The organism is Brevundimonas fluminis, from assembly GCF_003934285.1.
Taxonomy (GTDB): domain Bacteria; phylum Pseudomonadota; class Alphaproteobacteria; order Caulobacterales; family Caulobacteraceae; genus Brevundimonas; species Brevundimonas fluminis.
In genome coordinates this window covers 424,594-442,226 of sequence record NZ_RQWJ01000002.1, presented here as the reverse complement: position 1 = coordinate 442,226, position 17,633 = coordinate 424,594, and the positions used below count along the sequence as shown (strand labels likewise).

Genomic DNA, 17,633 nt, shown 5'->3' with positions numbered 1-17,633 from the left:
CTACTCCGAAGCGGGCGCCGGGCGCGACCGGCGTTCGCGGCGTTCGGCGCGCTGGGCCTGACGCTCCTCGGCGGTGACGTAGCCGTCGCCGTTCGCGTCCAGTCGGGCGAAGCCCTGTTCGGCGCGAGAACGGGCCTCGGCGATCACGACGGGTCCGCGGTCCATGCCCGGTCCGCGACGACCGCCCGGGCGCATGCCGCGCCCGCCGCGACGTTCGCCGCGTTCGGCCCGGCGCTCGGCCCGGGCCGCGCGCGAGGCGTCGAACTCGGCCCGGGTGATCGCCCCGTCGCCGTCGGCGTCCAGGCGGGCGAACATCCGGTCGGCGCCCTGGGCGCGGCGCGCCTCCCGGCCGGCCTGCATTTCCTCGGCCGAGACCGTGCCGTCGCCGTTCGCGTCCGCGGCCGCAAGGCGCGCGACGCGGCCGTCGACGAACTCCGCCTTCGAGATGCGGCCGTCGCCGTCCCTGTCGCCGCGCGCGTGACGCGGCGGATCCTGCGGGGCCTGCTGGGCCAGGGCGACGCCGCCCGCGGCCAAGGTGAGGGCGGCCAGGCCGCCGACGATGAGGGTGCGCTTCATGTCGCAGATGTCTCCGGAAGGGCCGCTTCAAGCGGCCCGGTATGCCCTGTCGAAAGGTTCAACGGGACGACGCGGAGGTTCCGTCGCGACGCGGCAGCAGCCGCTCCAGCTCGGCCCGGGTCCGGGCCCGCATGGCGACCAGTTCGGCCTTCAGCGCGTCGAAGTCGGCCGCGCCCGCGGCGCGGGCAAGCAGGTCGCGCATGCCCTGCGGCTCGTCTTCCGGCACGGGGCGATCGTCGAAGGCGCAGGCCAGCACCTGCCCCACGGCCTGATGCAGGGTCCATGACCGCGCGGGAACGGGGTCGCCCTGCAGCGCCTCGACGGTCGAGGTCGTCAGCGGACCGCCGTCGCGGGCGGCCTCCAGTTGCCGGAACTGGGCGATGAATTCCGCGTCCACCTGGCCGCCCGCGACCAGCTTGCCGTCCCAGAAGCCGGACGGCGCGCGCTCGCGGTCCATCAGGTCGCGCATGGCGCGGACGTCGCCCGCCAGATCCACGCCCGGCCGCGGCGCGCGCAGCACGGTGGCGATCTCGAACCGCACCCTCTCGGCGAAGTCGGCGTCGCTGGCCCAGACGACCCGGGCACGCGTCAGAGCCATCCGCTCCCAGGTGTCGGCCTGATCCAGATGGTGCGCCCGGAAGGCGCCGAGACTGAGCGAGACCGGCCCTTTGGACCCCGTCGGCCGCAGCCTCATGTCGACTTCATAAAGCTCCCCCTCCGCCGTATGCGCCGACAGGGCCGCGATCAGGCGCTGGGTGAACCGCACGTAGAAGACGTCGGGCGACCATCCCTTGACCGAGGACGTCGCCTCCGGATCGGCGCGATACAGCGTCATCAGGTCGAGGTCGGATCCGGCGGTCATCTCGCGCGAACCCGCCTTGCCGAGCGCCACCACGGCGACGGCGCCGTCCATCTCGCCGCCCTGCCGCACCACCTCCCGCAGGGCCGCTTCCGACAGGGCGTGCAAGGCCGCGTCGGCCAGGGCGGTGTAGCCGCGGCCCGCCGCCTCGGCCCCGGCCCGGCCCGTCAACACCTGAAGCCCGATGCGGAAGGCCTGCTCGCGATGCACGCGACGGACCACGTTCATCGCCTCCTCGAAGTCGGCGGCCGCCGCCTCGGCCAGCATCTGCCCGACCACGCCGGAGTCCTGATCCAGGTCCAGGTACAGTCGGGCGTCCAGCACGCTGTCCAGAATGGCGGGCCGGCGGCCCAGCGTCCGCGCCAGCCGCGGCGCGTGGGCCATGACGCCGACGATGGTCTGGAACAGGGCGGGCTGGTTCAGGAACAGGGCCTGCACCTGCACCCCGGCCGTCAGACCGCTGAAGAAGGTCCCGAAGCGGCGGAAGGCGGCATCCGGCGCCCCCGTCTCCGCCATGGCGGTCAACAGCTTCGGGGCCAGCCGGGTGAACAGCTCGCGTCCGCGCGCGGTCCGGGTCGCCGGGATGCGCCCGTGGTGCCAGGCGCGGATCGTGTCCGCCACGGCGCCCGGCGCGGAGAAGCCCATTCGGCTCAGCGTCTCCAGCGTGCCGGGGTCGTTCTCCACGCCGGTGAAGACCAGACTGCCGTAGGGCGACGACAGGTCCTCCTCGTCCTCGAACAGCTGGCCGTAGCGGGCGTTCACCCCGGTCAGCAGGCGCTCGACCCCGGCGTCGAACGTCGCCAGGTCGCCGTCCCCGGCCAGGGCCGCGACGGCGCGACGGCGCTCCGCGTCCACGGGCAGCAGATGCGTCTGCTCGTCGTCCAGCATCTGGGCCCGATGCTCCAGCCCGCGCAGCCGCACATAGGCGTCCGACAGGTCCGCGCGGACTTCGGCCGACACGTGCCCGGCCGCCTCGAGCGCCCCCAGCGCCTCCAGCGTCCGCGGCGCGCGCAGGGCGGGGTCGCGTCCGCCCAGGATCAGCTGCTGGGTCTGGGCGAAGAACTCGATCTCACGGATGCCGCCGCGGCCCAGCTTCAGATTGGCGCCCGCCGCCTCCAGCCCCTCGCCGGTCTTGTGGACGTGGATCTGCCGCTTGATCGAGTGGACGTCGAGGATGGCCTGATAGTCCAGGCTGCGCCGCCAGACGAAGGGCGTCAGCGCCTTCAGAAAGGCCCGCCCCGCCTCCATATCGCCGATCACCGGCCGCGCCTTGATGAAGGCGGCCCGCTCCCAGTTCTGCCCGACGCTCTCGTAGTAGCTCAGCGCGAAGGGAGCGGCGACGCAGGGCGGGGTCGAGGACGGATCGGGCCGCAGCCGCAGATCGACCCGAAACACGTAGCCGTCGCCGGTGCGGTCCTGCATCAGCTGGGCGAAGGCGTGGGTCAGCCGGTCGAGGAACCGCTGCGGCTCGACGCCTTCGGCCAGGGCGCCGCCCACCCGGTCGGGATCCCAGAACAGGCTGACGTCTATGTCCGAGGAATAGTTCAGCTCGTCCGCCCCGTGCTTGCCCATGGCCAGTCCGAACAGGCCGGGCACCGGGCCGCGCGGGTCATCGGCGGCGGAGACCAGCTTGCCGCGCTCGCGCTGGTCGTGGGCGACGGCGGAGAGAGCGGCGACGGCCGAAGCGTCGGCGAACCGGCTCAGGGCATGGGTGACCGCGTCGAGGTCCCAGAGCCCGCCCAGGTCCGCCAGCGCGGTCAGCAGGTGCAGTTCCGCCTTCAGCCGCCTCAGCGGCGCCCGGACGTCGTCGGCCCCGCCCGTCAGGGCCCCGGTCTGCGCCAGCACGGCGTCCCGGCGTGCGTCGGGTCCCTGCTCCAGCACGTCCCGCAGCATGTCGGGCCACCGCCGCGCCAGTCCGAACAGATAGGGCGAGGCCGCGAACACCGGCGCCAGCGCGGGCCACGCCGCGTCCAGCAGACCCGCCCAACCCTGCGCCTCCGCCGCCTCGGCCAACCGCTCGTGCGCGCGGTCCGCGGCGCCTTCGTCCACGACGGGTCCGCAGGGCGTCAAACTGATCGCCGTCCTCTTCATTCCCCGCTCATCCCGGCGAAAGCCGGGATCCAGTCCTTTCCCACGGCCGGTCGCGGGGTCGCTTGCGGAGTCTCCGCGGCCTCGCCCATCGCCAAAAACGCTGGGTCCCGGCTTTCGCCGGGATGAGCGGGTAGGGAGTATCTCACGCCTCGGCCGCCGGCAGGATCAGCGCCACGCGCAGGCCGGGCCCCTGCCCGCCGTATTCGCCCGGCCCCTCGTCCAGCTGGATGCGCCCGCCGTGCGCCTCCATGACGGCCCCCACCAGGGACAGGCCCAGACCCGAGCCCGGCTCGGTTCGGCTGTTGTCCAGCCGCACGAAGCGCTGAAGGACGCGCTCGCGGTCCTCCTCCGGCACGCCGGGGCCGGTGTCGGTGACCGAAAACTCCACGTCGCCCGAACTGCGCCGGCGCGCGCGCAGCACCACCGCCCCGCCGGCGGGCGTGTACTTGATGGCGTTGTCCAGCAGGTTGGCGAGGGCCTGGGACAGGAAGGCGCGGTTGGCGTCGACGATCAGGCCGCGTTCGATCTCGGCCGAGAACTCCATGCCCTTGTCCTCGCTGGCGGGCTCGTAAAGTTCGGCCATGTCGACGGCCAGTTCGGCGGCGTCGAAGCGGCTGGGATCGGGCGTGCGGCCGGAGCCCGCCGCGGCCTGCAGCCGGGCGATGGCCAGGACGGTGTTGAACGTCTTCAGCAGGTCGTCAGCCTCGCCCAGCGCCATCTCCAGCGCCTCGACCCCGTCGATCTTCCCGGCCTCGGCGTCGATCAGGGCCACCTCCAGCTTGGCCCGCATGCGCGTCAGCGGGCTGCGCAGGTCGTGGGCGATGGCGTCGCCGGCGTGCCGGATCGAGGCCATCGACGCCTCCATCCGGTCCAGCATCAGGTTGAGCCCCTGCCCCAGCTCGTCCAGCTCGTCGCCCGATCCGCGCACGGCCACGCGCGCCTTCAGGTCGCCGTCCTGAACCGCCGACACCACCGTGTTCAGCCGCGCCATGGACTTCTCGACGTTGCGGCTGACCAGCAGGCCGCCGCCCACGCCCAGCACGAGCACCAGCGCCATGGCGCCCCACAGCGCCTGGGTCAGCCGCGCGAGGTAGCGCTCCATGTCGCCGATGTCCTCGCCGACGAACAGCATCTCGCCGGTCGACAGCCGGACCTGCACGCCCATCGACTGGGTGCGGACCACACGGCCGTCGGCGTCGACGTCCGTGAAGCGGAAGGTGTCCCACTGCCGCGGGCCCTGAAAGTTCTTGATCGGCGAGGTGCTCAGGTTGCCGGTGATCTTCTGCCCGTCCGGCGTCATCAGGATGTACAGATAGGATCCGTTCGACAGCGTGCGGTCGATCAGGGCGCGGTTCAGGGCGTCGAAGCCCCGCTCGCGGAAGATGCCGGTCAGGATTTCCATCTCGCCGCGCACGCTGCGTTCGGCGCGCGTCCGCGCCTCCTGCGCCGAGGCCACGTAGACGTAGGCCAGCACCGCCGCCGCCACCGCTGCGAACAGCGCGAGGAACAGCAGCGTCAGCCGGAAGGGCGTGCGGCGAAAGAGGGAGGGCAGCTTCATCTGATCAGCTCTCCCTCCCCGACAGGGGAGGGTGGTCGGCGCGAAGCGACGACCGGGTGGGAAGGGCCAGGCAATGCGACCTCACCTTCTCCATCACGCGCTCGACCTCATCCCGAACTTCCCCGTTTGACACCCTCAGCGTCACAAATCCTTCCCGGCCAAGAACGGCGTCTCTGACGCGATCCTTCCGAGCGCGATCTTCCGTGGCGTGCGACTCGCCGTCCACTTCGACGATCAGCCGGCGATCAAGGCAGACGAGTTCCAGAATGTACCCACGCTCCGGGTGTTGCCGGCGGAAATGCAGACCATCGGCACGAAGGGCCCGCAATCGCGTCCACAGCCGCGCCTCGGCGGGCGTCAGCGCTTTTCGGAGCCGTCTGGCCTTGGCGATGGCGCCCATGTCGCCGTGCCCCTCCCACCCGGTCGCTTCGCGACCACCCTCCCCTGTCGGGGAGGGATAAAGCCGGAGCGCTATGCCTCCAACCTGTACCCCGCCCCGCGCACCGTCTGCAGCATGGCCCTGTCGAAGCCCTTGTCGATCTTGGCGCGCAGGCGGCTGATGTGGACGTCGATGACGTTGGTCTGCGGATCGAAGTGGTACTCCCACACCTTCTCCAGCAGCATGGTGCGCGTCACCGACTGGCCGGCGTGGCGCATCAGGAATTCCAGCAGCTGGAACTCGCGCGGCTGCAGGTCGATCTCCTGACCGGCGCGATGCACCTCGCGGCTGATCAGGTTCATCTCCAGATCGCCGACCTTGAGCACGGTCGCCACCGAACCCGTCTCGCGCCGGCGGGCCAGGGCCTCGACCCGCGCGATCAGTTCGGAGAAGGCGTAGGGCTTGACCAGATAGTCGTCCGCGCCCGCCTTCAGGCCCGTGACCCGGTCCTCGACCTCGCCAAGTGCGGACAGGAACAGGACCGGCGTCTGGTCGCCCTCCTTGCGCAGGGTCTCGACCATGCCGATGCCGTCCAGGCGCGGCATCATCCGGTCGACGACGTAGACGTCGTAGCCGCCCTTCTGCGCCTCCAGCAGGCCGAAGGCCCCGTCGACCGCGTGCACCGCCTCGTGCCCGGCCTCGGTCAGCCCCCGCACCATGGCGGTGGCGGCGTCCGCATCGTCCTCGACCACCAGAATCCGCATCGCCTCACCCCTTCGTCCGGCGCCGATTCGCGGCGCCGCAGTTCATCCGTGATCGTTCTACCGTTCGCGCGGCAGGTCCAGCGCCACCGAGACGTCGCCGGGGCCCGTCCACACCAGCAGGAAGATGGAGTCGCGACCGGCGGAACGCGCCCGTCCGACCTCCGCCGCGATCTGCTCCACCGTCCGCGCCTCGGCCATGCCGACGCGCTTGATCACCATTCCCGGCGTGAAGCGGCGGTCGCCGCCCCGGGCGACCCCCGTCACGACCACGCCGGTCACGCCGGCGGGAATCGAGTATCGGGCGCGCTGCTGGGAAGTCAGTGGCGCCAGGACCAGGCCGGCCACCTCCGTTCCCGGCGAGGCCGGCGCGTCGGGGCCGGCGCCCTGATCCGGCCGTTCGGCGTTCAGTTCGGCTTCCGGCGGCCGTCGCGCCGCCCGCACGGTCACGGTCGTCCGCCCCGCCGCCCGCAGGACCTCGAGGCGCAGCGCCTGACCGACGCGCGCCGCGCCCACCCGCCGGGTCAGATCGGTCGAGTCGGCGACCGGACGTCCGTCCAGAGACAGCACGATGTCGCCGGGCTGCAGCCCGCCCCGCTGGGCCGGCCCGCCGGGGGTCACCCCGTTGATCAGGGCCCCCTGCGCGTCCGTCGGCAGTCCCAGCGCTTCCCGGAACGGGCCCAGATCGGCGATCTCCACGCCCAGGTAGCCGCGCTCGATCTGCTCGCCGCGCATGAGGCGATCGGTGATGGTCTTCGCGGTGTCCGCCGGAATGGCGAAGCCGATGCCGACGGAGCTGCCGGTCGGCGAATAGATGGCCGTGTTGACCCCGATCACCCGGCCCCGCGTGTCGAACGTCGGCCCGCCCGAGTTGCCCGTGTTGATGGCCGCGTCGATCTGGATGTAGTCGACGTAGGCGCTGGACGACTGGTCTCTCAGATCCCGCGACTTGGCCGAGACGATGCCCGCCGTCGCCGTGCCGCCGAGACCGAAGGGGTTGCCCACCGCGATGACCCAGTCGCCGACGCGCGGCTCGGCCGAATCCTCGAAGCTGACGTAGGAGAAGCCGCCGCCTTCGACCTTGATCACGGCCAGGTCGGTGCTCTCGTCGCGGCCCACCAGGCGCGCGCGCAGTTCGCGGTTGTCGGCCAGACGGACGACGATCTCCTCCGCGTTCTCGACCACGTGGTTGTTGGTGACGATGTAGCCGTCCGACGAGATGAAGAAGCCCGAGCCCGCGCCGGCCGCCAGCTGGCCCTCTTCGGGCGGCTCGCCTTCCGGCGTACGGAACTCGAACGGCAGGCCGGGAATGCGGCGCGCCGTGCCGGGGATGCGCGTGCGCACGTCGATCTGGACCACGGCCGGGGCGACCTGGTCGAAGATGGCGGCGAAGCTGGCGGGGGCCCCGGGCGGCTGGGCGAAGGGCGCGCCCGCGACGCCGGAACTGGGCGTGATCCGCAGGCCGTCGCCGCCGGGCCAGCGCATGAAGCCGCCCGCGGTGGCCGCGGCGGCCACCAGCAGACCGGCGGCGGCCCCGAGAATGAATTCCTTGCGCTTCAGCATCTGGTCGCGGACGTCCCCGAAATCTGGCCCTGTCCGGAGCGACGGCCCCGGCGATCCTTCGATATAGCCGTTCGGCGGCCTCCGCCCAACCGGCGCCGGCGCGTCTTGATGGCCGCGTTCATCGACCGTCGTCGGGCGTGTCCGCGGCGGCTTCATGGCGAAGCCTGTCGGCCTTGAGAATTTTCGCCAGCGCCGTCTCCTCCGCCGGCGTCAGCGGCGCGGGCTCCACGGTCGCCTTGCGGGCCCGCAGCAGGGCCAGGGCGGCGCCCGCCAGAAGCAGAGCCAGCGGGCCTAGCCACAGCAGCAGGGTCCCGGGATCGAACGGCGGCCGGAACAGGACGAAGTCGCCCCAGCGCTCCACCAGCCCGGCGCGGATCTGATCGTCCGTCGCGCCGGCGGCGATGCGGCCCCGCACCTCGGCCCGCACGTCGGCGGCCAGTCCGGCGGGCGAATCGGCGATCGATTCGTGCTGGCAGACGACGCAGCGGATTTCCTCGAACAGGGCCTGGGCCCGCGCCTCCTGCGCCGGATCGGGCAGCGGCGCGTCGGGCGCAGGCAGCGGCTCGGCCGCGATCAGGAACAGGGCGACGGCGGCGGCGACGATCCTCATCCGCGCCTCCGCGTCGGCGCCCGGCGCAGCCGCCGGTCCAGCAACGACAGCAGGCCGCCCAGCGCCATGATGGCCGGTCCCAGGAAGATCAGCCGGGCCATCGGATTGTGCGCCATCCGCACGCTCCACGCGCGATCGCCGTCCGCCGTCGCGGCCCGCTCGCCCACCGTCAGATAGACGTCGTCCAGCCCGCGGAAATCCAGTCCGACCTCGGTCGTCGTCTGCCCCCCGGCGGGGAAGAAGCGGCGCTCCGCCGTCACGGTGCGTGCCGCACGTCCATCCACCGTCCGCACGGTGAAGGTCGCCCGTTCGGCGAGGAAGTTCGGCCCCTCGACCACGCCGACCTGCTCGACCCGTGCGACGTAGGGACCGGCCGCGATCTCGCCCCCGACGGGCAGAATGGCCTGCCGCTCGGTCTTCAGGCCGGTCTCGAGCGCCGCGCCCAGCACGAACAGCCCCAGTCCCAGGTGGGCCAGCGTCGTGCCCCACGCCGACAGGGGCAGGGCCTTCGCCCGGCGCGCCGTCTCCGCCGCCGGCGCGCGGAACAGGCGGACGCGGTCGGCCACCTCGCTGATCGACCCCAGGACCAGCCACGCCGCCACCGCGGCGCCCAGCGCCGTCAGGGCGCGGGCCGGGCTCCAGACGGACAGCGCCAGAAGACCCACCGCCACCGACAGGCCGGCCGCCAGCATCAGGCGCTGTCCCACGCCCTTCAGGTCGCCGCGCTTCCACGCCAGCAGCGGACCGGCCGGCAGGATCAGGGCCATGGCCGTCATCAGCGGCACGAAGGTCAGGGCGAAATAGGGCGGGCCGACCGAGATGGTCTCGCCGGTCGCCGCCTCGAGGATCAGGGGATAGAGGGTGCCCAGCAGCACCGTCGCGGCGGCCACGGTCAGGAACAGGTTGTTCAGCACCAGCGCCGCCTCGCGGCTCACGGGGGCGAAGGCGCCGCCCGGCGTCAGCTTCGGCGCCCGCCAGGCGAACAGGGCGAAGGCCGCGCCCGCCGCGACGCCGAGGATGCCCAGCAGCGCCATCCCCCGCTCGGGATCGACCGCGAAGGCGTGCACGCTGGTCAGCACGCCCGACCGCACCAGAAACGCCCCCAGCATGGAGAAAGTGAAGGCGAGGATGGCCAGGAATGTGGTCCAGCCCGCCAGCGCGCCGCGCCGCTCGGTCACCACCGCCGAATGCAGCAGGGCCGCCGCCGCCAGCCACGGCATGAAGCTGGCGTTCTCGACCGGGTCCCAGAACCACCAGCCCCCCCAGCCCAGCTCGTAGTAGGCCCAGAAGCTGCCTAGGGCGATGCCGACGGTCAGCAGCGCCCACGACGCCAGCGCCCACGGCCGCACCCAACGCCCCCAGGCCGGCCACATGGCCGAGCCGGCCCTGCCCTCGATCAGCGCCGCGACCGCCAGCGAGAAGCACACCGACAGACCCACGTAGCCGCCGTAAAGGAGCGGCGGGTGCAGGGCGAGGGCCGGGTCCTGCAACAGGGGGTTCAGCCCCAGCCCCACCACCGGCGGATCGTCCAGCCGGGCGAAGGGGCTGGAGGTGAAGACGGCGAAGCCGACGAACAGGGTCGTCAGCGCCCCCTGCGCCGCGACCGCGGACGTCTTCAGCCGGAAGCTGAGGCCGCGCGCGCCGGCCAGCAGGGCGCCGAAGCCGGCCATGACGAGGCACCACAGCAGCAGCGACCCCTCGTGGTTCCCCCAGGCGCCGGCCACCTTGTAGAGCGCCGGCTTGTCGACGTGGCTGTTGTTCGCCACGACCGCCAGCGAGAAGTCCGAGGTCCAGAAGGCGAGGATCAGCGCCAGAAACGCCAGCGTCAGCGCGCCGAAGCAGGCGATCGCCGCTCCCTGCGCCGCGCCGGTCATCAGGGCCCCGTTCCGCATCCGTCCCGCGACGGCGAACCCGGTCCAGGCCACGGCCAGCGTCAGGCTCAGGATCAGGCAGAAGGACCCGAACTCGGCGGTCACAGTTCGGGGCTCCCGGTCTCGGGCCGCCACTCGCCGCGCGCCTTCAGCTTCTCGGCCACCTCACGGGGCATGTAGGTCTCGTCGTGCTTGGCCAGCACCTGCGTCGCCTCGAAGCTGCGGTCGTCGCGGAAGGCGCCCTCCGCGACGATGCCCTGTCCCTCGCGGAACAGGTCCGGCAGATCGCCCCGGAAGACGACCTGCGTCGTCGCGGCCCCGTCGCCGACCCGGAACCGCACCGTGCCGTCGGCGTCGCGCGAGACGCTGCCGGCCTCGACCAGCCCGCCCAGCCGCACGTGCCGCCCGGCCGGCGCGGCCTCGACCGTCGCCTCCGACGGCGTGACGAAGAAGGTCACCCCGTCGCGCATGGCCCACAGCGACAGGCCGACGGCCGCCGCGAGCAGGGGACCGACCGCCAGAACGACCCAAAGGCGGCGACGGGCCTTCGGCGACTTCGGCAACCAGCTCACGACCCGCCCCCCGGCATCCGCGCGACCAGATCGGCGCGCCGGGGGTCGGCGGGGTCGAGGGCGGCGATCAGCGGCCCCCAGACGTCGCGCACCGCCGCCGCATCGCCGCGTTCCAGCGCCGCCTCGCCGAGGAAATAGCGGGCGCCCAGCTGGTTCGGGTCCAGCCGCAGCGCCTCGCGGAAGGCGGCCTCGGCGTCGCCGTCGATGCGACCTTCCGCGGCGCGCACCAGACTCTCGCCCAGCCGCGCCCAAGCCTGGGCGTCCTCGGGCCGCAGGGCCAGCAGACGTCGGAAGGCCGACGCCGCCCCGACCGGATCGCCCGCCTCGAACCGCGCCGCGCCCAGCAGGGCCAGGGCCTGCGGGTCGTCGGGATCGCGCCGCACCGCCTCCGCCATCACCGCCGCGACCCGGGGGGCGTCCAGCGTCTGCGGCGCGGCGGCCCACTGCGCCACCCGGGCGGTCATGGGCTGATCCGGCATGCCGGGGCGCCCCAGGAAGACGTACAGCGCCCCGGCCGCCAGCACCGCGGCGGCGGCCCCGACCGGAATCCAGCGTCGGGTCCGCGCGCCCGCCGCGGCCGGCGCCGTCTCGGGTTCGGCGGCCAGGGCGCGCCGCGCCACCTCGGTCCGCGCCAGGGCGAAGCCCGCCTCGTCCAGCAGGCCGCGCGCCTTCAGCCGCTCCAGCTCGGCCAGCTCGCGCGCCGGGCCGTCGTCGGCCACGGCGGCGTCGCGCGCCAGTTCGGCGCGTCGGGCGAAGCTCAGGATCAGGAGGACGGCCCCTGCGGCCGCCAGGCCGGTCAGGCCCCAGAAGGCGAACATGGGCGACGCTCTAGACCAATCGGGCGACGGACGGAAACGGCCCGGCGTCGCACCCCGGCGGCCTCAGGCGGAGCGCGCCTCGGCCTGATGCGCGCCGGCCACCGCCAGTCGCCGCCGCACGGTCCGGGCGGCGTCCGCCGCCTCCAGCGCGGCCAGCACGTCGGCCACGTGCGCGATCCGCGCCAGCGCCGCGTCCTCGTCCGGGACGTCGCCGGCGTTGACGGCGTGAATCGCCTCGTCGGCCCAGTCCGAGAGTTCGCTGGTCGCCGCCTCCAGACTGGACTTGCGGTCGCCTTCGCAGCCGAAGGTGGCCGCCGGCCCGCGCAGCGCCGACAGGAAGGCGGCATGGGCCACCGCCCGTCGCGCCGCGGCAGGGTCCAGCGGGGTCTCGAAATCCGGGGCCTGGCGGCTGTTCCTCCCGCCGCCCAGCCGTACGCGCGCGCGCGGCGCGGCGGCGCGGACGGCGCGGTCCGCGTCGCGCATCCAGACGCCCAGCCGCGCGGTCAGTCCCCGCCGCACGACGCCGATCTCGCGGCTCCAGTCGCCCGCCGGATCGGTCTCCAGGCTGATGTCGATCTGGGTCAGGGCGTCGGCGGCCCAGCGCAGGCCGTCCACCGTCGCGGCCACGGCCTCCTCCCCGCCGTCCGGGTCGAAGACGGCGCCCTCGGTGCGGACCCGCACGGCGCGGACGATGCGGGCCACGAAGTCCGCCAGTTCCGAGCCCTCGAGAAACTCCTCGCGCGCCGCGGCGGCCGAGCTGCGGGTGACGATGCGCAGGATGGCCGGCGCCTCGGCCAGATGGGCGAACAGGATCTCGATCAGCCGGGTCGCGCCGTCCGGAGCCACCGCCGCGGCGTCCTTCAGCAGCAGGCGCAGGTCCGTCCGGTCGTCGCCGCCGGCCTTCAGCCAGTCGGGCAACTGCCGGGCCGCCTGACGCGCCAGCGGGGCCAGGTCCAGACAGCCGGCCAGCTCGGCCAGGTCCCGCTCGCGGGTTTCGGGCGTCAGGCCGGTCGGCCAGATCTGCTCGGGACGGTCGCGCAGGGCGCCGGCGGCGGCGCGGCACAGCCGGTCGGCGACGCGATCGGCCGACCCGTCGCGCTCGTCGAGCAGCGGCAGGTGGGCTTCCTGGCCCTGAACTCCCGCGGACCAGAGCCGGCCCAGCAGGACGCGCGGAAACGTCAGGCCCTCGACCCCGTCCTCGCGCGGCTGGAACAGCGGCAACAGGGGAGAAAAGGCCACGGCCCGGCGGCGCCGGTTGCGCATCGCCTCCTCGAGGATGGCCATCAGCTCCCCGGCGCGCTCGCCGCCGCCCATCTGGGGCACGACGCGGACCAGCCGCGTCAGGACCGCGTCCGGACACTGGTCGACGAGGGCCGTCAGAGCCGCCCTGTGCGCGGTCGAAAGCGCCGCCATTCCTCACTCCACCGGCCGGGCGCGGAACCCGGAGGCCCGCAGGGTGAACCGACAGGGTTAAGGAAGTGAAACGGTCAAGCTTCGGCGGCCGGCAGGTCCAGCGTGGCCTTCAGCCCGCCCAGATCGCTGGCCCCCAGCACCAGCCGCCCGCCATAGGCCCGCGCCAGGTCGTCGACTATGGCGAGGCCCAGCCCCGACCCCGGGGCGCTCTCGTCCATCCGTTCGCCGCGCTTCAGCATCGTCTCCAGCCGGTCGGCGGGCACGCCCGGGCCGTCGTCCTCGATCACCGCCACCATCCAGCCCAGACCGGTGCCGCCGGCCGAGACCCGGACCCGACGGTCGCACCACTTGCAGGCGTTCTCGATCAGATTGCCCAGGATCTCCTGCAGATCCTGCCGCTCGCCGAGGAAATGCAGATCGTCCGGCGCGCGCCAGTCGATCTCCACCCCCTTGGACTGGAAGACGCGCTCCAGCATCACGGCCATCTCGTCGAGCACCTCGGCGACGGGGGTCCGCTCGCCCAGCCCCTGCGCCCGGGCGGCGGCGCGGGCGCGGCGCAGGTGGTGCTCGACCTGCCCGCGCATCGCCTCGCTCTGGCGGCGCACCACCTCGGCCAGCTGGTCGCCGCGGCCCTCCGCCTCGGTCAGCATGACGGACAGCGGCGTCTTCAGGGCGTGGGCCAGATTGCCGACGTGGGTGCGCTGCCGCTCCACCACGTCCTGATTGTGGTCCAGCAGCCGGTTCACCTGCTGCGCCAGCGGCGCGATTTCCAGCGGATAGTCCCCGGCGATGCGCGAGGCCTTGCCCTTGCGGACGTCCGCGATCTCGTTGCGCAGGGCGAACAGCGGCCGCAGGCCGATCTGCACCTGCAGGAAGACGGCGATCACCAGGCCCAGACCCAGCAGCGCCAGCGCGGTCCACGCCACGGTCGAGAACTGGCGCACGTCGGCGTCCACCGCGGTCCGGTCCACGGCGGACATGAAGACCAGGTCGCGCCCGGACAGCCGCTTCTGGGTGGCGGCGACGCGCAGCGGGGCGCCGTCCGGCCCGGCGGCGTTGAAGCTGATGGTCTCGCCCGCCGCGGCCGCCAGCATACCCGGAAGCTCCGGCGGCACGATCAGGCTCTGGTCCCACAGCGACGCAGACTTCGTCAGCAGCCGCAGCCGGCCCTCCCCGACCGGCTCCGTCACCTGCCAGTAGGCGCCGCCGAACAGATTCAGCGTCGACTGGTCGCTGAGCTGGCGCGACGTCACGCCGCCGGCCGAGACCTCGGTCGCCAGCAGCACCTGATCCAGCATGTCCGCCAGGTCGGCGCTCAGCCGGCGCAGGGCCGATTCCTTGAAGGTGTGGGTCAGGACCAGCCCCGTGGCCAGCAGGGCGGCCAGAATCCACGCCGAGGCCAGCCAGATCAGGCGTCGGGTCAGCGACCGGCCGGGGCGTCCGAACCAGCGCCCCCAGTCGTTCAGCGCGCCCCCCCGGGCCGCTGTCACGCCGCGTCCGCCTCGCCGGGCAGGGGGGTCAGCCGATAGCCCAGACCGCGCACGGTCTCGATGCGGTCGGCGCCGATCTTCTTGCGCAGCCGGCCGACGAACACCTCGATGGTGTTGGAATCGCGATCGAAGTCCTGATCGTACAGGTGCTCGACCAGCTCCGTGCGGCTGATCACCCGGCCCTGATGCATCATCAGATAGTGCAGCAGGCGGTATTCCAGACTTGTCAGGCGCAGCGGCTCGCCGTCGACGCTGGCCCGCGCCGCGCGCGGATCCAGACGCAGCGCGCCGCACGTCAGGGTCGCCGAGGCGATGCCGGCCGAGCGCCGCAGCAGGGCGCGCAGGCGCGCCAGCAGCTCCTCGGTGTGGAAGGGCTTCGTCAGATAGTCGTCGGCGCCGGCGTCGAAGCCCGACACCTTGTCCGACCATGCCCCGCGCGCGGTCAGGATCAGGACCGGCGTCGTCCGGCCCTCGCGGCGCCAGCGCTCCAGCACCGACACGCCGTCGATCTTCGGCAGGCCGAGATCCAGAACGATCACGTCATAGGGCTCGGTGTCGCCGAGGAAATGCGCCTCCTCGCCGTCGGCGGCGTGGTCCACGGCATAGCCGGCGTCGGAAAGCGCGCCCTTCAGCTGGCGCGACAGGTCGACGTCGTCCTCGACCAGAAGGACCCTCATCCGCGCTCTCCCAGAATGCGGCCGGTGCGGCCGTCGACCACGATCTCGACCACGCGGCCGCCGGGGTATTCCCAGACGACGACCACGTTCTGGCCGTCGACGCGCACGCCCACGCGACGGCCGGGGCGGCCGCGCTCGACGGTGCGGATCGCGGCCTGCGGGTCCTGGGCCTGGACGTGGGCCGCCTCGGGCGCGGCGGCGCGCGCCTGCGCCGCGCCGGGGGCGGCGGTCAGCAGGGCGGCGGCGAAAAGGGCGGTCAGGCGGATCATGTCGGACTTTCTGACCCCGCGGCTCTGAACGGCGTCTGAACGCCGGGTCTAGAGTCATTTCAGGGTTTTCCCAACCCCGTCCGCCTCGCGCGCGAGAAAGGGCGGAGGGAGACCTCTCGAACAATTCATGCAGATGAACCGTCCCTTAACCGCATCGTTCAGACCCGGCTCAGGCGCGCTGCGCTTTTCTGTGGTCAACGTCGGCCCCCCGGCCGGCGAGCGTTTCGAAGGAGACCGCACCATGAAGAAGTTCCTGATCCCCGCCCTCGCTCTGGCCGCGGCTTCGGTCGCGGTCCCGGCCGCCGCCCAGGTTCGCGTGACCATCGGGACGGCCCCCGCCTATGGCCAGGCCTATGGCTACGGCAACGCCGGCTACGGCTACGACCGCAACTGGCGGCCGATCCACCGTCGCGTGGCCAACCTCGATCGCCGCATCGACCAGGGCGTGCGCAACGGCGCCCTGACCCGCCGCGAGGCCTCGGGCCTGCGGGCCGAGCTGAACGCCCTGGTCCGTCTGGAGCGCCAGTATTCGCGCAACGGTCTGTCGCGTCAGGAAGCCCGCGATCTCGACTACCGCTTCGACCGCCTGTCGCAGCGCGTCCGGATCGAGCGCCGCGACCGCGATCACCGCAACCGCGGCCGCTGGTAAGCGGTCGCGAAGACCTCCGACCCCCAATCCGGAGGTACGAGGGCGCGGATCCGAAAGGGTCCGCGCCCTTTCTTCATGCCTCAGACCCGCAGGCGGCTCTCGACCGTGGTGATCGCCCGGCCGCGCAGCAGCACGCGGTCGCCGCGAACCTCGGTCTCGATCTCGCCGCCGCGGGTCGGGAAGACCTGCCGGAACCGCACCGTCGCCCGCCCCAGCCGCCCGGCCCAGAAGGGCGCCAGGATGCAGTGGGCGGATCCCGTCGCCGGGTCCTCGTCCACGCCGCAGCCCGGAGCGAAGAAGCGGTCGACGACGTCCACGTCGTCGGCGGGCTCGGCCGGCGCGCAGACGATGACGTGCCCCGCCTCCCCCGCCTCGCCCCGCACCGTCGCCAGGGCCTTCAGATCCGGGGACACGGCGTCGACCGCGGCCGCGTCGGGCAGGACGACCACCAGGTAGCGGCCGGCCAGAATCTCCATGGGCGTCGTGCCCAGCGCCTCGGTGAGTCCGGGCGGAACGCCGCACGGGCGCGGAACGTCGGCGGGGAAGTCCATCTCGTACAGGTCGCCCATCCGCCGCACGAAGAGCGGTCCCGAGCGCGTGTCGAAGGCCAGGCCCGGCGCGTCCGAACCCATCTCGGCCCACAGGGCGTGGGCCGCGCCCAGGGTGGCGTGGCCGCACAGATCGACCTCCTGCCCCGGCGTGAACCAGCGCAGGTCGAACCGGGCCGGGTCGGCGGTGCGGCGCAGGAAGGCGGTCTCCGCCTGATTGTTCTCTCGCGCCAGCGCCTGCATCCAGCCGCCGTCCGGCCACCGGTCGAACGGCTCCACGACGCAGGCCGGATTGCCCAGAAAGGGCCCGGCCGCAAAGGCGTCCACGGTCCACTGGCGCATCAGGCGGTCTCCACTCTCAGTTCGGGCCAGCGGGCGCGCAGACCGGCGACCACCCGATCCCAGTCCTTGGCCAGGGGCCGATTCGGATTCGGCCGCACGATCATGGCGAACGTGTCTTCCAGCCCGAAAGGCGCGACGACCGACATCCGTCCGTCGGCCTCCAGGCGCACCCCGACCGCGAAGGCGGGCGCGACGAACCGGTTCAGCGCCTCGGCCGTGCGGGCGACGGGCGGATAGGGCTCGCCGAACTTGGCCGGAAACCACTCCGACACCCGCCGCTGGTTTCGGACTTCCACCCGGCTCCTCAGCGGCTCGTCGAAGGCCTCCGCCACCCGGCGGATCACCACGTCCTCGGCGTCCCAGCTGACGTCCTCGTCGAAGTAGCCCAGGTCGAAGTCCTTGATCCCATGCCCGGCGGGCCGCCCGGTCACGGCGTTCCAGACGCACTGGTAGACGCTGCCGGAAAAGATCAGCCAGTCGTTCAGGCCCAGCCCCGCGGTCGTCTCCAGCACCCGCATCAGGTCGGGATCGCCCCGCACCGCCGCGATCAGCCGCTCTTCCAGGTTCCGGTCCGCGTCCATGGCCGC

Annotated in this window: 17 protein-coding genes; 1 reads left to right on the top strand and 16 read right to left on the bottom strand. The window is 73.0% G+C overall.

Annotation, left to right across the window (positions count from 1 at the left end; genetic code table 11):
• The 14 genes from EFJ44_RS02690 to EFJ44_RS02625 form a co-directional block, all read right to left on the bottom strand.
• Entirely contained in the window at window positions 1-576 is a 576-nt protein-coding gene (locus tag EFJ44_RS02690; RefSeq protein WP_125255641.1) for an EF-hand domain-containing protein, read from the bottom strand.
• A 58-nt stretch (window positions 577-634) separates the two neighbouring features.
• Window positions 635-3,526, bottom strand: coding sequence for a bifunctional [glutamine synthetase] adenylyltransferase/[glutamine synthetase]-adenylyl-L-tyrosine phosphorylase (locus EFJ44_RS02685; protein ID WP_125255640.1), 2,892 nt, complete (start codon window positions 3,524-3,526; stop codon window positions 635-637).
• Between the two features lie 142 nt (window positions 3,527-3,668).
• Entirely contained in the window at window positions 3,669-5,084 is a 1,416-nt protein-coding gene (locus EFJ44_RS02680) for a sensor histidine kinase (protein ID WP_125255639.1), read from the bottom strand.
• A gap of 4 nt (window positions 5,085-5,088) precedes the next feature.
• Window positions 5,089-5,484: an endonuclease domain-containing protein gene (locus EFJ44_RS02675; RefSeq protein ID WP_125255638.1), complete on the bottom strand. Its 396-nt coding sequence runs from the start codon at window positions 5,482-5,484 to the stop codon at window positions 5,089-5,091.
• A gap of 71 nt (window positions 5,485-5,555) precedes the next feature.
• Window positions 5,556-6,227 carry a response regulator transcription factor gene (locus EFJ44_RS02670; protein ID WP_125255637.1) on the bottom strand — a complete coding sequence of 224 codons (672 nt, stop codon included), beginning with the start codon at window positions 6,225-6,227 and terminating at the stop codon, window positions 5,556-5,558.
• A 57-nt stretch (window positions 6,228-6,284) separates the two neighbouring features.
• Window positions 6,285-7,787, bottom strand: coding sequence for a S1C family serine protease (locus tag EFJ44_RS02665; protein ID WP_125255636.1), 1,503 nt, complete (start codon window positions 7,785-7,787; stop codon window positions 6,285-6,287).
• A 118-nt stretch (window positions 7,788-7,905) separates the two neighbouring features.
• The gene (locus EFJ44_RS02660) at window positions 7,906-8,397 is read right to left on the bottom strand and encodes a cytochrome c-type biogenesis protein (protein ID WP_125255635.1); all 492 of its coding nucleotides are present in this window, start codon (window positions 8,395-8,397) and stop codon (window positions 7,906-7,908) included.
• The gene (locus EFJ44_RS02655) at window positions 8,394-10,373 is read right to left on the bottom strand and encodes a heme lyase CcmF/NrfE family subunit (RefSeq protein ID WP_125255634.1); all 1,980 of its coding nucleotides are present in this window, start codon (window positions 10,371-10,373) and stop codon (window positions 8,394-8,396) included. The genes EFJ44_RS02660 and EFJ44_RS02655 overlap by 4 nt, the downstream gene beginning before the upstream one ends.
• Window positions 10,370-10,840 carry a cytochrome c maturation protein CcmE gene (gene ccmE, locus EFJ44_RS02650; protein ID WP_125255633.1) on the bottom strand — a complete coding sequence of 157 codons (471 nt, stop codon included), beginning with the start codon at window positions 10,838-10,840 and terminating at the stop codon, window positions 10,370-10,372. Before ccmE ends, EFJ44_RS02655 begins: the two co-directional genes overlap by 4 nt.
• Window positions 10,837-11,658, bottom strand: a complete 822-nt coding sequence (gene ccmI, locus EFJ44_RS02645) for a c-type cytochrome biogenesis protein CcmI (protein ID WP_125255632.1) — start codon at window positions 11,656-11,658, stop codon at window positions 10,837-10,839. The genes ccmE and ccmI overlap by 4 nt, the downstream gene beginning before the upstream one ends.
• Window positions 11,659-11,721: 63 nt before the next feature.
• A complete protein-coding gene (locus tag EFJ44_RS02640) occupies window positions 11,722-13,071 on the bottom strand; it encodes a hypothetical protein (RefSeq protein WP_125255631.1) in 1,350 nt (449 codons plus the stop codon).
• Between the two features lie 74 nt (window positions 13,072-13,145).
• Window positions 13,146-14,561: a sensor histidine kinase gene (locus tag EFJ44_RS02635; protein WP_125255630.1), complete on the bottom strand. Its 1,416-nt coding sequence runs from the start codon at window positions 14,559-14,561 to the stop codon at window positions 13,146-13,148.
• Window positions 14,558-15,238 carry a response regulator transcription factor gene (locus EFJ44_RS02630; RefSeq protein ID WP_125255629.1) on the bottom strand — a complete coding sequence of 227 codons (681 nt, stop codon included), beginning with the start codon at window positions 15,236-15,238 and terminating at the stop codon, window positions 14,558-14,560. The genes EFJ44_RS02635 and EFJ44_RS02630 overlap by 4 nt, the downstream gene beginning before the upstream one ends.
• A complete protein-coding gene (locus EFJ44_RS02625; protein ID WP_125255628.1) occupies window positions 15,235-15,507 on the bottom strand; it encodes a PepSY domain-containing protein in 273 nt (90 codons plus the stop codon). The genes EFJ44_RS02630 and EFJ44_RS02625 overlap by 4 nt, the downstream gene beginning before the upstream one ends.
• Window positions 15,508-15,748: 241 nt before the next feature.
• On the opposite strand from EFJ44_RS02625, the gene EFJ44_RS02620 reads away from it, so the two are divergent.
• Entirely contained in the window at window positions 15,749-16,156 is a 408-nt protein-coding gene (locus EFJ44_RS02620) for a hypothetical protein (RefSeq protein ID WP_125255627.1), read from the top strand.
• A gap of 80 nt (window positions 16,157-16,236) precedes the next feature.
• Here the strand turns inward: EFJ44_RS02620 and EFJ44_RS02615 are convergent, their stop codons facing one another.
• Both EFJ44_RS02615 and EFJ44_RS02610 read right to left on the bottom strand, forming a co-directional pair.
• Window positions 16,237-17,046: a PhzF family phenazine biosynthesis protein gene (locus EFJ44_RS02615; protein WP_125255626.1), complete on the bottom strand. Its 810-nt coding sequence runs from the start codon at window positions 17,044-17,046 to the stop codon at window positions 16,237-16,239.
• On the bottom strand, window positions 17,046-17,627 hold the full coding sequence (locus EFJ44_RS02610; RefSeq protein WP_125255625.1) for a nucleotidyltransferase family protein: 582 nt from the start codon (window positions 17,625-17,627) through the stop codon (window positions 17,046-17,048). Before EFJ44_RS02610 ends, EFJ44_RS02615 begins: the two co-directional genes overlap by 1 nt.
• Between the last annotated feature and the right edge of the window lie 6 nt (window positions 17,628-17,633).